General features: G+C 61.1%; 12 protein-coding genes. 3 read left to right on the forward strand and 9 right to left on the reverse strand.

What is annotated here, in order from left to right:
• Positions 1–180 precede the first annotated feature (180 nt).
• The 9 genes from NWV16_RS25980 to bioB form a co-directional block, all read right to left on the reverse strand.
• The gene (locus tag NWV16_RS25980) at positions 181–1,470 is read right to left on the reverse strand and encodes a GGDEF domain-containing protein (RefSeq protein ID WP_260521260.1); all 1,290 of its coding nucleotides are present in this window, start codon (positions 1,468–1,470) and stop codon (positions 181–183) included.
• 208 nt (positions 1,471–1,678) lie between these two features.
• Positions 1,679–3,793: a cytochrome-c peroxidase gene (locus NWV16_RS25985; RefSeq protein ID WP_260521261.1), complete on the reverse strand. Its 2,115-nt coding sequence runs from the start codon at positions 3,791–3,793 to the stop codon at positions 1,679–1,681.
• A gap of 261 nt (positions 3,794–4,054) precedes the next feature.
• The gene (locus NWV16_RS25990) at positions 4,055–5,860 is read right to left on the reverse strand and encodes a phenylacyl-CoA dehydrogenase (RefSeq protein WP_260521262.1); all 1,806 of its coding nucleotides are present in this window, start codon (positions 5,858–5,860) and stop codon (positions 4,055–4,057) included.
• A gap of 275 nt (positions 5,861–6,135) precedes the next feature.
• Positions 6,136–6,432, reverse strand: a complete 297-nt coding sequence (locus NWV16_RS25995) for a pyrroloquinoline quinone biosynthesis protein PqqE (RefSeq protein ID WP_065259109.1) — start codon at positions 6,430–6,432, stop codon at positions 6,136–6,138.
• Positions 6,433–6,538: 106 nt separating this feature from the next.
• Complete coding sequence (gene bioD / locus NWV16_RS26000; RefSeq protein WP_260521263.1) at positions 6,539–7,219, reverse strand: dethiobiotin synthase; 681 nt, start codon at positions 7,217–7,219, stop codon at positions 6,539–6,541.
• A complete protein-coding gene (gene bioC / locus NWV16_RS26005) occupies positions 7,216–8,028 on the reverse strand; it encodes a malonyl-ACP O-methyltransferase BioC (RefSeq protein WP_260521264.1) in 813 nt (270 codons plus the stop codon). Before bioC ends, bioD begins: the two co-directional genes overlap by 4 nt.
• Entirely contained in the window at positions 8,021–8,752 is a 732-nt protein-coding gene (locus NWV16_RS26010; protein WP_260521265.1) for an alpha/beta fold hydrolase, read from the reverse strand. Before NWV16_RS26010 ends, bioC begins: the two co-directional genes overlap by 8 nt.
• Positions 8,745–9,923 carry an 8-amino-7-oxononanoate synthase gene (bioF, locus tag NWV16_RS26015; RefSeq protein WP_260521266.1) on the reverse strand — a complete coding sequence of 393 codons (1,179 nt, stop codon included), beginning with the start codon at positions 9,921–9,923 and terminating at the stop codon, positions 8,745–8,747. Before bioF ends, NWV16_RS26010 begins: the two co-directional genes overlap by 8 nt.
• 67 nt (positions 9,924–9,990) lie before the next feature.
• Complete coding sequence (gene bioB / locus NWV16_RS26020) at positions 9,991–11,046, reverse strand: biotin synthase BioB (RefSeq protein ID WP_260521267.1); 1,056 nt, start codon at positions 11,044–11,046, stop codon at positions 9,991–9,993.
• A 91-nt stretch (positions 11,047–11,137) separates the two neighbouring features.
• Between bioB and NWV16_RS26025 the strand changes: the two genes are divergently transcribed.
• From NWV16_RS26025 to NWV16_RS26035, 3 genes are all read left to right on the forward strand, one after another.
• Positions 11,138–11,878: a ComF family protein gene (locus NWV16_RS26025; RefSeq protein WP_260521268.1), complete on the forward strand. Its 741-nt coding sequence runs from the start codon at positions 11,138–11,140 to the stop codon at positions 11,876–11,878.
• A gap of 58 nt (positions 11,879–11,936) precedes the next feature.
• Positions 11,937–12,701: a TOBE domain-containing protein gene (locus NWV16_RS26030; RefSeq protein ID WP_260521269.1), complete on the forward strand. Its 765-nt coding sequence runs from the start codon at positions 11,937–11,939 to the stop codon at positions 12,699–12,701.
• Between the two features lie 72 nt (positions 12,702–12,773).
• The gene (locus NWV16_RS26035; RefSeq protein ID WP_260521270.1) at positions 12,774–14,675 is read left to right on the forward strand and encodes a PhoX family phosphatase; all 1,902 of its coding nucleotides are present in this window, start codon (positions 12,774–12,776) and stop codon (positions 14,673–14,675) included.
• The last annotated feature ends 101 nt before the right edge of the window (positions 14,676–14,776 follow it).

The following is a 14,776-nucleotide window of genomic DNA, read 5'->3' on the forward strand; positions in this document are numbered from 1 at the left end:
AAACAGGTGATTCGTGGAAGGAAGTTTTCGTTGAGTCGGAGTGTAACCCAACAACTTTTGCGACACATAGGGTCAAGCCATGACTTGTTTGTTATTTTTGGTCACCGAACTGGCCAATAAGAAGCCCGCAATCAGCGGGCTCTTTTGTTTAACAATGCCGGACGTTGAACGCGCCTTCGCTCAACTCGCTGCGCTGTCCATACGTACCGCGCCACGGCGGTTCTGACCGAAGGCCATCACACAGTTCCGTCCCGCGCCCTTGGCAGCGTAGAGCGCCTGGTCGGCGGACTTGAGCACGTCTTCCGGCGTGCGCTGCTCCACTCTTTCGGCGACACCGATACTGACCGTGACCGATACGCTGGACGCACCGGAGCCGCCACGACGCTGGCGCCCCTGTTGATCGTCCTGCGGACGGCTTTCCTGATTGCGCAGCTGGATGTTGTAGGACGCAATCGATTCCCGGATGACCTCCAGGTGCGGCATGCACTCCTCGAGTGTCTTGCCCGCGAACACCAGGGCAAACTCTTCACCGCCGTAGCGATATGCCCGGCCGCCGCCACTGACTTTCGACAGTTTACTGGCAACCAGCCGCAATACCTGGTCACCCACGTCGTGACCATGGGTGTCGTTGAATTTCTTGAAGTGATCGACATCGCTCATCGCCAGCACATAGTTGCGCCCCAGACGCTGCATGCGCTCGTTGAGTGCGCGACGCCCCGGAAGTCCGGTGAGCTCGTCGCGAAAAGCCATTTGATAGGCTTCATGCGCCACCGCAGCGGCAATCATCAGCATCACCTGGCTGCACATGATGTTCAGCGTGAACGGCAGAATGAAGGTTTTCGGCAGCATCCAGAACACCCCGAGCAACCCCACCAGTTGCGCCGCATGCAGCGGACGCGGATGGCGCCAATATTGCCAGGCCAGTAGCAGGAACGCCGAAAGAAATACCGGGTAGCACATCTGGATCAGACTCATCCAGGCCCCGTGCAAAGCCGGCCAGCGGATCTCCGAAAGCCACATCAACAGGGCCTGGGGATAACTTTGCTCGAGTCCCAGCGCCACGCTGCCGAAAGCCAGCAGCACGGCGAAACGCGCCACCATGTCCTGGAACAGATGCGTGCGCTCCTGCCACGCAGCGAACAGACCGAACAGCAACGGCAGCAGCAGGCAGACCAGATGGAACACCACGGCGGCGTCTTCACGCACCTTGCCGTTGTCGCGGTAATAGTCGGTCTGGGTGTCGAGCAGAAAGTAGGCGATGTACACCGTGACCATCAGAAACAGTTCACGCTGGCGTCGATAGACCGCGCAATACGAACCGCCCAGCAACAGCACCAGGGTCGGCAGCACGTTGAACAGTGAGGTGAAGAACACATTGAGGTCTTTGACGTACGCGGCCGCCAGCCCCGCAAGCAACAACAGCAGTGAAGGTAAAAAGTGACTGAAACGTACAGCGGAAGAACGCGGCAAGGGTAAAGCTCCGACCGTCTTGGCAAAGAGATGGCATTGTGCCTGCAATATGGCCAGTTAAGCACACACAATGTGATCCAGATCACAGGCTGTCTCTTTAACGGCCGAAATCGTCGGTTGCTGAGGGATTCAGTAAGGTTTTTTGCGGAATGGCCGCTAGACGGCCACCATGGCCATCATTCTTGATGGCCATGGTCTGTTTTTCTGTTCAGAGATCGTTGTAGAACGGCTGTAATGGCCCTTCGGACGCCGGCCTGCCTTCAGCACCGTAAGGCTTGAGATTGAGCGATGCGTCCATCGCCTGACGGGTGGTGACTTTCGGACTGGCCGGGCGCTGGGTCACGGCATTTTCATCGCCGATATGGCCTTGCGGGATCACCAGCGACGGATGATCGAACGGTGCTCGCTCCCAGGCCACGCGCGGATCGGTCAAGCCGACTTCCATGAATTTCACCAGCGCGTCGATTTCATCGGGCGTCAGGTTCAGTGCCGTCATGTCCGGGTCGAGGTTGGAAGTGTTGTGCTGGTTCACCGCCGGATGCTCGAAGCCGCTGGTGTTGTTGGCGTCTTCCCCGCGCCGATCCCCGCCACGGTTGTAGAACTCCATTACCTGTTTGAGCGTCGAGCGGCTGCCGTTGTGGAAGTATGGCCCGGTCAGCGCGATGTTGCGCAGAGTAGGCGTCTTGAACGCGCCGTCGACCGAATCGCGGAAACCGACATTCGGCTTGAGCGTGGCATCGCATGGAATGGCCGCGCTCAACGGCGCCTCGAACGTGCAGACATCGACGTCCAGCGGATCGACCGATTTTCCGCCCTGCAACACCGTGTTGTACTGCCGAGTGAACGACCACGGGTTGCCCCACGCATCCGCGCCGCCGAGGGCCAGGTCTTCCGAGGTCGGACGCACGCCGGTGTTGTAGAAGCCGTTGTCGTAGAGGGTGGTCAGGTTGTCGGCCATCACCATCCGTTCGATGCGTTCGCGCGGATGCATCAGCAGGCGGCTGGCGGCGTTGGTCAGCTCCGGACCGCCGTGGCAATTGACGCATTTACCCTTGCCGAGAAACAGATTCATGCCCTCGATCTGTTGCGCGTTCATCGCGGTGTGATCGCCTTGCAGGTAGGCGTCGATCGGCGCCTGATCGGACACCAGCGTCGCCTCATACATCTGGATCGCCAGGCCGAAGAACAGCGGGAAGTTGGCCTCCATCTGCGTGTACGGCGCACCGCCCACCAGAACGTTTTGCGTGGCGTTCCACAGCCGGGGCTGGAAGGCGTTCTTGATCAGCTCGCGATAGGTCGGCCGTCGTGCGCCCGATACTGGAGCCAGTACCGAATCGGTGGATGAGATCCGTTGCTGCTTGAGCATCAACGTGTCGAGCATCCTGCGGCCGATGTCGGCAAAGGTGCGACCGCCGCAGGACATTTCCACCGGGCTACCGGGCGGGCCGACCGCTTGCGAGGCGGCTGACGCATCGTTGAGCGCCAGCCGCACTTTGGTCGCGATTGTGCTGCGCTCGCTGGTCACGTAGATCCCGGCATCCGGATCGCGATTGCCGAACGGCGAGAAGCCGTTGAACACGTTGTTGGCCCGACCGTCCCAGAAGTTGCGCACGTTGAACGCGGCATTGATCACCGACGGCGCATTGCGCCCGGTGCTGCGGCGAACGTTGATGCCACCGACCTGGAAAATACCGTCCGGCTGCTGAGTACATTTGTCGAAACGCGCCTGATTGGGTTTGACGAAGTTGGCATCGAACACGCCTTGCGAGCCGACCACATCGTCCGTCGAGTACACGATGGGCGAGTTACGCTCCAGCGGATTGCTCAGCACGTGAGTCGGGAAGTCGGTTTTCTTCAGCGTGTAGTTCGGGCCACCCTTGCCGCCGGACAACGTTGCGTAGGACGCCACGTCACCCGGAATATCCGAGGCCACAAACGGCTTGTTGAAGATCGACGCGACGTTGGCGTTGGTGTGTGCCTGGCCGGGGTTGAGCTGGTTGGTGATGCGGTGATCGACGCCGGCGTGGTAGTGGCAGGAGGCGCAGGCGGTGGCGCCATCGCTGCCGATCTCCATGTCCCAGAACAGCGCCTTGCCCAGCAAGATCGCGGCCTGGCGATTGAGCACGTAGTCGGTCATCAGGTCGACCTTGCGCCCGCCCTCGGTCCCGGACGGATCGGGGGGCACCATCCCGCGCAACGATTGCAGCGAGGGAACCTCCGGCACGGGAGGATCGACTTCGGCGGGGTCGGCGGCCCATGCGCTGTGGACTGCCAGCGCGACGGGTAACCAGAAGGTCAAACGAGCAAGTCGACTGATGTTCATAGGCTTCACCCTGACTGTTGTTGTTAAGTACCGGGCGTCTTGCTTCTTTGAGCAGGCAGTTCTGAAAAGCACCGGTAAATCGGGCGGTGCAATTAATTGGCCACTCTTCTGGAAACATTTTGAATCAATAAGCGCAAGGGTTCGGCCGAGCAGCGCCCTTATCCATGCTGGGGAATGAGCCCCGGAATTGGGGAAATCCGGGTATAAAAAAAACCGCTGCCCCCGAAGGAGCAGCGGTTTTTTGAAGGACTGCGTTAAGGCTTAGTAGCCCAGTGCGAAGTCTTCTTCTTTCATGTCCATCAGGTTGTTGGCGCCCGACAGCATGGTGGCCACGTGCGTACGGGTACGCGGCAGGATGCGCTGGAAGTAGAAGCGCGCGGTTTGCAGCTTGGCGGTGTAGAACGCCTCGTCGGTGGTACCTGCGGCCAATTTTTCGGCAGCCAGACGTGCCATGTCGGCCCAGAAGTAAGCCAGGCAGGCGTAACCGGAGTACATCAGGTAGTCCACGGAGGCCGCGCCGACTTCTTCACGATCTTTCATGGCGGCCATACCGACCTTCATAGTCAGTTCGCCCCACTCTTTGTTCAGTGCAGCCAACGGTGCGACGAATTCCTTGACGGCTTCGTTGCCTTCGTTGTTCTGGCAGAACTTGTGGACGATCTTGGTGAAGCCTTTGAGAGCCTCGCCCTGGGTCATCAACACTTTCCGGCCCAGCAGGTCGAGTGCCTGAATGCCGGTGGTGCCTTCGTACAGCATCGAGATGCGGCTGTCGCGAACGTTCTGCTCCATGCCCCACTCGGCGATGAAGCCGTGGCCGCCGTAGATCTGCACGCCATGGTTGGCGGACTCGAAACCGACCTCGGTCATGAACGCCTTGGCAATCGGCGTCATGAAGGCCAGCAGTGCGTCGGCTTTCTTCTTCTCTTCCTCGTCCACACCGTATTTGACGATGTCCACCTGTTTGGCAGTGAAGTACACCATCGCACGGTTGCCTTCGGCGAATGCCTTCATGGTCAACAGCATGCGGCGTACGTCAGGGTGCACGATGATCGGGTCAGCGGCCTTGTCCGGCGCTTTCGGGCCGGTCAGGGAACGCATTTGCAGACGGTCGCGGGCGTATTTCAGACCGCCCTGGAAGCCGATTTCGGCGTGGGCCAGACCTTGCAGCGCGGTACCCAGACGTGCGGTGTTCATAAAGGTGAACATGCAGTTCAGGCCTTTGTTCGCCGGGCCGATCAGGAAACCGGTCGCGCCATCGAAGTTCATCACGCAGGTGGCGTTGCCGTGGATGCCCATCTTGTGTTCGATGGAGCCGCAGCTCACTGCGTTGCGAGTACCGATGGTGCCGTCGGCGTTCGGCAGGAACTTCGGAACGATGAACAGGGAAATGCCTTTGGTGCCGGCCGGTGCATCCGGCAGACGGGCCAGTACGATGTGGACAATGTTGTCGGCCATGTCGTGTTCACCGGCCGAGATGAAGATCTTGGTGCCGGAGACTTTGTAGGAGCCGTCGGCCTGAGGTTCGGCCTTGGTGCGCAGCATGCCCAGGTCGGTGCCGCAGTGAGGTTCGGTCAGGCACATGGTGCCGGTCCATTCGCCGGACACCAGCTTGGTCAGATAGGCTTCTTGCTGCTCTGGAGTGCCGTGCTCGGAAATGGTGTTCATCGCGCCGTGCGACAGGCCCGGGTACATGCCCCACGACCAGTTGGCTTCACCGACCATTTCGCTGACAGCCAGGCCCAGCGACTCAGGCAGACCCTGACCGCCGTGCTCGACGTCGTGAGCCAGGCTTGGCCAGCCGCCTTCCACGAATTGCTTGTAAGCCTCTTTGAAGCCGGTCGGGGTTTTCACGCCGGACTCGCTCCAGGTGCAACCTTCAAGATCGCCCACGCGGTTCAGCGGCGCCAGCACCTGCTCACAGAACTTGGCGCCCTCTTCGAGAATGGCGTCAACCATGTCCGGCGTTGCGTCTGCGCAGGCTGGAAGGCTCTGATAGTGCGCTTCATAGCCGAGCAGTTCGTCACGTACGAAGCGAATATCACGCAAGGGGGCCTTGTAGTCAGGCATAGCGATAAACCTCTGCTGATGTAACCGGGAATGAACGACCGCATTGATTTGTTGTGACGGTCAAACAGTTGTTTGAAACATACGTTTACGCCGAAATCTTGTCAAGCGCCGTTCTTTTGCCGTTCGTCATCACATTTTCCGAATGCCGGGTACAGCAGTGCGACATGCGCCCGACAAAGCCATGTGCAATGAAAAAAGATTAGTTGAGGGAGAAGGACTTACAACGAAAAACGCCGCGAACAGTCGCGGCGTCCGGCAACGCGAATATCGGATAATCAGGCAAACGTATCGATGATCGTACCGAGCATTTCATCGGACGCCTTGGCGACTTTCGCGCCCAGCTCCACTTGAAATTTGCCCTGGGCCATCTCGGCCATGGCGCTGTTCGGGTCCATTTGCTGACTGCGATCGATACTGCGCAGGCGGTCAACCTGGGCTTCGGAGGACTGGCTGGTGACCGAGCGCTCGATGGTGCTGTTGGCGATCTGGCTGGCCGCCTGATCGACGCGGTTCTGCCCGGTCTGAATGGTGCTCAGACCTGCATAAAAAGCTGTGTTTCCAGAGATTTCCATGGGAGCGCTCATCCTTGGGAAGGATCAATGGGTGTCATTGAACCAGAGACGTCAGAAAAACACCCGTCAAAAACACTAATGGCACAGTGCCTTGTCATAGCCAGAATCAGTCAAGCAGATCCAGTTGCAAATGCTCGGCGACAGACTCGGCGCTGACCGCCTTGAGCTTGGGCACACGCCCCAGACACGGCGCCGGAATGCGCTCGGCCAGCGTCGCGAGGTTTTCCTCCAGCCGCGAAGTCTTCGGATCAATGATGTTCGCCACCCAACCGGCCAGTTGCAGCCCGTCACGGGCAATCGCTTCAGCGGTCAGCAATGCATGGCTGATACATCCAAGACGCACACCCACCACCAGAATCACCGGCAGCTTCAGCGCAATGGCCAAGTCCGACAGATTATCCTGATCCGCCAACGGCACCCGCCAGCCACCCGCGCCTTCAATCAACGTGAAGTCGGCGTTCATGGCCAGGATCTCGCGCATCGGCGCCAGCAACGATTGCACGGTCAGCGCCACGCCTGCCTCGCGGGCCGCCAGATGCGGCGCGATGGCCGGTTCGAACGCCACAGGATTGACCTGTTGATAAGTCAACGGAACGGAACACTCGGCCTGCAATGCCAAGGCATCGGAATTGCGCAAACCCTTGGGCGTCACGATGCAACCGGATGCCACCGGTTTACCCGCTGCCGTACTCAATCCCATCGACCTGGCGGCATGCAGCAGCCCGGCGGCTACGGTGGTCTTGCCGACATCGGTGTCGGTTCCGGTAATGAAATAGGCTGCGCTCATAAGGGTTTCTCCAACACGGCGTAGACCACCTGATAAGTCGCCGGCAAACCGCGAGGCTGACGAAACTGTTCGTACGCTTCGACCAGCCCCAGAATCCGCGCCCGCCCGGTCAGACCGCCCGGACGACCAGGATTCAGGTTATGCGCACCCAGCGCCTTGAGCTCATGGGTCAGACTGCGCACATCCGGGTAATGCAGCACATGCGGCCGGTTCTCCAGGCTGACCGTGCACAAACCACTGGCCGTGCACAATTGTTCGTAGCGGGCGAACTCGCGGAAGCGGTTGACATGCACCAGGCCATCGACCTGCCGCCAACTGTCGCGCAGTTCGTACAGCGTTCCTGCACAAAGACTAGCAAACGCGAAAATCCCCCCCGGCCTGAGCACCCGGAAAGCCTCGCCGAGCACCGATTCGAAGTCCGCACACCACTGCACCGCCAGACTGGAGAAAATCAGATCGCAGGTCGACTCCTGCAACGGCAAGCGTTCGGCATCACCCGCGATAAAATGCATGGCACCGCCCAAAGGCCGGGCGTGTTCGAGCATGCCCTCGGCGATATCCAGCGCCAATCCTTCACTATCGGCAAAACGTTCGGCCAATGAACGGGTGAAATAGCCGGTGCCACAGCCCAGATCCAGCCAGCGTCGTGGCAGAAAACCCGTCGGCAGACGGTTCAACAACTGCGTACCGACATCGCGCTGCAACTCGGCCACACTGTCGTAACTGGCCGCGGCGCGGGAAAAGGAAGCCGCTACCTGGCGCTTGTCAGGCAAGCCGCCGGGCAGGGCCGCAAAAGACAAATCAGTCATCACCGCACTCATGTAAAAATGCCTGGATCGCCCCCGCGACACCGTGGGGATCCTCCAGAAGAAACCCGTGGCTGGCCCGTTCGATCAGACCGACTTCGACATCCGCCAGCAACGCGAACACTTGCCCCGCTGCCTCTGCCGGCACCAACCCGTCGAGCCCTGCGAACAGATGAAATTGCGGGCCACGAAATGCCTGCAAGGCGTCACGGGTATCGAGTTGTGCCAGCAGTTCCAGGCCTGCCATCAGCGCTGCCGGAGAAGTACTCGGCGCACCGCCCAGCAACAGTCGCGACAACCCGCGAGAGTCCTGTCCACCCTGAGCGCACAGGAGCGAAAAACGCTTGAGGGTCTGACGCGGATCAGCACTACAGCCCGCCAGAAACGCATCAAATGTTTCCCCCGGCATCGCGCTCGGCCACTGTTCATGAGCAACGAAAGAAGGATTGCTCGCCAGCGTCAGCAAGCCGCAGCAATGTTCACCACGCCGCGCCGCCAGTTCAGAAGCCAGCATTCCGCCCAGCGACCAGCCACCCAGCCAGACGTCCTGGGGAATACGCTCATCCAGTTCGTCGAGCCAGTGCGCAGGATCGCTGGACTCCAGTTCCGGCAACGGTTCGACTTCCACCGTCAGGTGTTCGTCGAGCCCTCGCAGCGCCGCCGCCAACGGTTCCAGGGGGGAAACACCAAGCCCCCAGCCGGGGAGAAGAAACAGTCGATCACGCATGGCTTGGCTCCGACTTCAGCTGGGCAAAGCAATCGGCCAGTCCTTCCAACAATAGTTGCACCTGCGCTTCGCTGTGGGCGGCGGTCAGGGTGACCCGCAGCCGCGCACTGCCGACAGGCACGGTCGGCGGACGGATCGCAGAGACCATCAGCCCCCGCTCACGCAGCATTTGCGACAGAAGCACGGCCCGACCGGCATCACCGATCAGGATCGGCTGGATCGGCGTGAAGCTGTCCATCAGCTCCAGACCGATCTGTTCGGCACCGTGACGGAACTGGCGGATCAGCGTTTGCAGATGCTCGCGGCGCCAGTGTTCGCTGCGCAGCAGCTCCAGACTTTTCAGCGTCGCGCAGGCCAGCGCCGGCGGCTGGCTGGTGGTGTAAATGTAGGGGCGGGCAAACTGGATCAGGCTTTCGATCAACTCTTCACTGCCGGCCACGAACGCGCCCGCCGTGCCGAACGCTTTGCCGAGCGTGCCGACCAGCACCGGCACGTCCTCCTGGCTCAGACCGAAATGCTCGACGATCCCGCCACCGTTCGCGCCCAGAGGGCCGAAACCATGGGCGTCATCGACCATCAGCCACGCACCCTTGGCCTTGGTTTCCCGGACCAGCGCCGGCAGATCGGCCAGATCGCCGTCCATGCTGAACACGCCGTCGGTGACCACCAGCGTATTGCCGGTGGCCTTCTCCAGACGCTTGGCCAGGCTGCCGGCGTCGTTGTGCAGATAGCGATTGAAGCGTGCGCCGGACAACAATCCGGCATCCAGCAGCGACGCATGATTGAGCCGGTCTTCCAGTACCGTATCGCCCTGCCCGACCAGCGCCGTGACCGCGCCGAGGTTGGCCATGTAACCGGTAGTGAACAACAGCGCACGCGGGCGGCCGGTGAGGTCGGCCAGGGCCTCTTCGAGTTCGTGATGCGGGCCGCTGTGACCGATCACCAGATGCGACGCTCCGCCACCAACGCCCCAGCGTTCGGCACCGGCACGCCAGGCTTCGATCACTTGCGGATGATTGGCCAGGCCAAGGTAATCGTTGTTACAGAACGCCAGCAGCGGCTGGCCGTCGACCACCACTTGCGGCCCTTGCGGGCTTTCAAGCAGCGGTCGCCGGCGATAGAGATTTTCGGCACGACGGGCAGCAAGGCGTGCGGCGAGATCGAAAGACATGCAAGCCTCACGGTGGCCAATGAATCAGCAGGCGCCGCCCGAAGCAGCACCTGAGAAGAACGGGCGATCAGACCGCCGCGTTGTAAAACTGCTCGCTGCTCTTCTGTTCCACCAGCGCCTGCTCGATGGCGGCCTGATGCACTTCGTCGGCATGCTCTTCACGGGCTTCCGGCTGAATGCCCAGACGTGCGAACAACTGCATGTCCTTGTCGGCCTGCGGGTTGGCGGTGGTCAGCAGTTTGTCGCCGTAGAAAATCGAGTTGGCGCCGGCGAAGAACGCCAGGGCCTGCATCTGCTCGTTCATCGCTTCGCGGCCGGCGGACAGGCGCACGTGGGATTGCGGCATCAGGATCCGCGCCACGGCGAGCATGCGGATGAAGTCGAACGGATCGACGTCGTCAGCGTTTTCCAGCGGTGTGCCGGCGACTTTCACCAGCATGTTGATCGGCACCGACTCCGGATGCTCCGGCAGGTTGGCCAGCTGGATCAGGAGGTTCGCGCGGTCATCGAGAGACTCGCCCATGCCGAGGATGCCGCCGGAGCAGATTTTCATGCCGGCATCGCGCACGTAGGCCAGGGTCTGCAGACGCTCGCTGTAGGTGCGGGTGGTGATGATGCTGCCGTAGAACTCCGGCGAAGTGTCGAGGTTGTGGTTGTAGTAGTCGAGGCCGGCCCTGGCCAAAGCTTCGGTTTGTTCCTGATCGAGACGACCGAGGGTCATGCAGGTTTCAAGGCCCATGGCCTTCACGCCTTCGACCATTTTCAACACGTAAGGCATGTCCTTGGCCGAAGGGTGCTTCCACGCAGCGCCCATGCAGAACCGGGTCGAGCCAATGGCCTTGGCGCGGGCAGCCTCTTCAAGGACTTTCTGCACTTCCATCAGCTTTTCTTTTTCCAGGCCGGTGTTGTAGTGACCCGACTGTGGACAATATTTGCAATCTTCCGGGCAGGCGCCGGTCTTGATCGACAACAGGGTGGAAACCTGGACGCGGTTGGCATCGAAATGCGCGCGGTGCACCGTCTGCGCCTGGAACAGCAAGTCGTTGAACGGCTGAACGAAGAGTGCTTTGACTTCGGCCAAAGTCCAGTCGTGACGCAGGGAGGCAGTGGTGCTGGCGCTCATGGGTGGTTCCTTGGTTATGCTTGGCTTGCGCCTGGGGAAACGGAATACCCACAGGCACGACACGGATGTTCGGCATATTTAAGGAAGAGTCATGCACTGTCAACCACATCAAGAAATGCAGGTTTACATCTGGTTAAATAACAACCAATCCTGTTTGCTTTGCGATGAGCCGGCGGAAACTGATACCCCCCTCTGCACCGCATGCGAAACCGACTTGCCCTGGCTGGGAGATCAATGCATGACTTGCGCATTGCCGTTGCCCGCAGCAGGCCTGACCTGCGGCGACTGCCTGAGGAATCCGCCCGCCTTCGAACAGGTCGTGGTGCCCTGGTCTTACGGGTTTCCGGTGGACAGCCTGATCACCCGCTTCAAACACAACGCCAAATGGCCCTTTGGCAACCTGATGGGCGAGGTTCTCGCCCAGTTTCTGCAACATCGCTTCGACGAAGACCTCCCGCGCCCGGATGCCTTGGTGCCGGTGCCATTGGCGGACAAGCGTCTGCGGCAACGCGGCTTCAATCAGGCGGCCATGCTTGCGCGGTGGCTCGGCAAGCGACTGGATGTGCCCTGTGAAGAACATATCCTGCGACGTATCCAGGACACCGACGCCCAGCAGGCACTGGATGCCAAGGCGCGCAAGCGCAATCTGCGCAACGCCTTCAATCTGCTGCCGCAGGCCAACGTGCGCGGCCGGCATCTGGCATTGGTCGATGATGTACTGACCACTGGTGCCACGGCTCAGGCACTGGCGCGGCTGCTGGTGGACGCAGGCGCCACGCGGGTCGACGTGTATTGCCTGGCCCGCACACCGAAACCGGGCGACGCGGCTTGACTCGCACGCGCCAAGCGGCCAACTTCCTCCTCCATCAGCCCAGCACAAAGCACCCGACATGTCCCTGCCCAGCCTGTTGTCCCAGCACATCGTCCGCCGCCCGCAACGCATCGCGTTGCTGCAACACATCGCCGAACAGGGCTCGATAACCCGCGCCGCCAAAAGCGCGGGCCTGAGTTACAAGGCGGCATGGGACGCCATCGATGAGTTGAACAATCTGGCGCAAAAGCCCTTGGTGGAGCGGGTTGTCGGCGGCAAGGGGGGCGGTGGCGCCCGACTGTCCAGCGAAGGCGAGCGGGTGCTGCGTCTTTACCAGAAGTTGCAGGCCTTGCAGGCGCAGGTGCTGGAAGCTGCCGAAGACGCCAGCGATCTGGATCTGCTCGGGCGTTTGATGCTCAGGACCAGCGCTCGCAATCAGTTGCACGGCAAAGTCCTCGGCATCGAATCTCAGGGCCGCAATGACCTGATCCGTCTCGAACTGGCAGAAGGCCTGTGCATCGACGCGCAGATCACCCACGACAGCACCGTGCATCTGGAACTGCAAACCGGCACCGAAGTGGTGGCATTGATCAAGGCTGGCTGGCTCGAACTGTTGAGCAACGGGCAATCTGCAACATCTGGTCACAATCTTCTCGAAGGCACTCTCGAAGCGATTCTCGATGCCGAGGACGGCCCCAGCGAAGTGCGCATCGCCCTGCCCAATGGCCAGACACTCTGCGCCCTGGCTGAGCCGCTGCACTTGCGCACCCGCCAACTGAGCGTCGAACAACCGGTGCGGGTGCAATTTGCGCCGTCCAATGTACTGATCGGCACACCGCTCTAACCGCAAGCCCTGCAACAAAAGCTTCATCGCCTCTCATTAAGGTGGCTGCCAAAACCAAGCAGGGAGCCTGAAGTGAGCCTATTAGAAGAAAACCAATCCACTGACCTGGAAAAAATGGTCGGCATGAGCCGTCGCGGTTTCATCGGTGCCGGCGCACTGTGCGGTGCGGCGATGTTTCTCGGTGGCAGCCTGTTGAGCCGTAGCGCGCTGGCCACCGGGATCAGCGCCGGCAACAGCCGCCTGCTCGGCTTTGACAGCATTCCGGCTGCCACCACCGACGTCATCAGCCTGCCCAAGGGCTACAAGTCGTCGGTGCTGATCAGTTGGGGCCAGCCCCTGCACAAGAATGGTCCGGCCTTCGACCCGAGCGGCAACGGCACCGCGGCTGCACAGGAAGTACAGTTCGGCGACAACAACGACGGCATGAGCCTGTTCGCCTTCCCGGACGACAAGAATCGCGCCCTGATGGCGATCAACAACGAATACACCAACTACCGCTACCTCTACCCCCATGGCGGTCTGCCGCAGTCGGCGGAAGACGTGCGCAAGGCCCTGGCCTGCGAGGGCGTGTCGGTGATCGAAGTGGCGCGCAGGAACGGCCAGTGGCAGTTCGTCCAGGGCTCACGTTACAACCGGCGCATTCACGGCAACTCGCCGCTGCGCATCAGCGGTCCGGCGGCCGGCCATGAACGGATGAAAACCAGTGCCGACAAGCATGGCAGGAAAGTCCTCGGCACCTTCCAGAACTGCGCCAACGGCAAGACACCGTGGGGCACTTACCTGACCTGTGAAGAAAACTTCACCGACTGCTTCGGCAGCAGCAACGCCCAGCAACAGTTCGACCCGGCGCAGAAACGCTACGGCGTGACAGCCGCCAGCCGCGAGATCAACTGGCATCCGTTCGATCCGCGCTTCGACATGGCGAAGAACCCGAACGAGCTGAACCGTCACGGCTGGGTCGTGGAAATCGACCCGTTCGATCCGCAGTCGACCCCGGTCAAACGTACCGCCCTCGGTCGCTTCAAACACGAAAACGCCGCCCTGGCCGAGACCGACGATGGTCGCGCCGTGGTGTACATGGGCGACGACGAACGCGGCGAGTTCATCTACAAATTCGTCAGCCGCGACCGCATCAATCACCGCAACGCCAAAGCCAACCGCGACATCCTCGATCACGGCACCCTGTACGTGGCGAAGTTCGACGCGGGCGACGGCAACCCCGACCATCCGAAAGGCCAGGGCCAGTGGATCGAACTGACCCACGGCAAGAACGGCATCGACGCCAGCAGCGGTTTTGCCGATCAGGCTGAAGTGCTGATCCACGCACGCCTGGCAGCCAGCGTAGTCGGCGCCACACGCATGGACCGTCCGGAGTGGATCGTGGTCAGCCCGAAAGACGGCCAGGTCTATTGCACCCTGACCAACAACGCCAAACGCGGCGAAGACGGGCAACCGGTGGGCGGTCCGAACCCCCGCGAGAAGAACGTCTACGGGCAGATCCTGCGCTGGCGTACCGACCGCGATGATCACGGCTCCAGAACCTTTGCCTGGGATCTGTTCGTGGTCGCCGGCAACCCGAGCGTGCACGCCGGAACGCCAAAGGGCGGCTCGTCGAACATCACCCCGCAAAACATGTTCAACAGCCCGGACGGCCTCGGTTTCGACAAGGCGGGCCGACTGTGGATTCTCACCGACGGTGATTCGAGCAACGCCGGGGACTTTGCCGGGATGGGCAACAACCAGATGCTCTGCGCCGACCCCGGGACCGGAGAGATTCGCCGGTTCATGGTCGGGCCGATCGGTTGTGAAGTCACCGGGATCGCCTTCTCGCCAGACCAGAAAACCCTGTTTGTCGGGATTCAGCATCCGGGTGAAAACGGCGGTTCGACCTTCCCCGAGCACTTGCCGAACGGCAAGCCGCGCTCTTCGGTGATGGCGATTACCCGCGAGGACGGCGGGATCATCGGCGCCTGATGCCGCTACGCTCTGATCGTTCCCGTGCACTGCACGGGAACGATCCCCCTCAAGACAGCCCGTCTGCGCTAACATGCCTGGCCGGACGCGGCAGCCTGCCG

The organism is Pseudomonas sp. BW7P1, from assembly GCF_024981055.1.
In the GTDB taxonomy this organism is placed as follows: domain Bacteria; phylum Pseudomonadota; class Gammaproteobacteria; order Pseudomonadales; family Pseudomonadaceae; genus Aquipseudomonas; species Aquipseudomonas bananamidigenes.

Bases quoted from the DNA above. Each gene is read 5' to 3' on its own strand.
- NWV16_RS26010 (WP_260521265.1), bottom strand. From the start codon at position 8,752: ATGCGTGATCGACTGTTTCTTCTCCCCGGCTGGGGGCTTGGTGTTTCC.
- NWV16_RS26025 (WP_260521268.1), top strand. From the start codon at position 11,138: ATGCACTGTCAACCACATCAAGAAATGCAGGTTTACATCTGGTTAAAT.
- NWV16_RS25995 (WP_065259109.1), bottom strand. From the start codon at position 6,432: ATGGAAATCTCTGGAAACACAGCTTTTTATGCAGGTCTGAGCACCATT.
- NWV16_RS25985 (WP_260521261.1), bottom strand. From the start codon at position 3,793: ATGAACATCAGTCGACTTGCTCGTTTGACCTTCTGGTTACCCGTCGCG.
- bioB (WP_260521267.1), bottom strand. From the start codon at position 11,046: ATGAGCGCCAGCACCACTGCCTCCCTGCGTCACGACTGGACTTTGGCC.
- bioF (WP_260521266.1), bottom strand. From the start codon at position 9,923: ATGTCTTTCGATCTCGCCGCACGCCTTGCTGCCCGTCGTGCCGAAAAT.
- bioD (WP_260521263.1), bottom strand. From the start codon at position 7,219: ATGAGCGCAGCCTATTTCATTACCGGAACCGACACCGATGTCGGCAAG.
- NWV16_RS25990 (WP_260521262.1), bottom strand. From the start codon at position 5,860: ATGCCTGACTACAAGGCCCCCTTGCGTGATATTCGCTTCGTACGTGAC.
- bioC (WP_260521264.1), bottom strand. From the start codon at position 8,028: ATGACTGATTTGTCTTTTGCGGCCCTGCCCGGCGGCTTGCCTGACAAG.
- NWV16_RS26030 (WP_260521269.1), top strand. From the start codon at position 11,937: ATGTCCCTGCCCAGCCTGTTGTCCCAGCACATCGTCCGCCGCCCGCAA.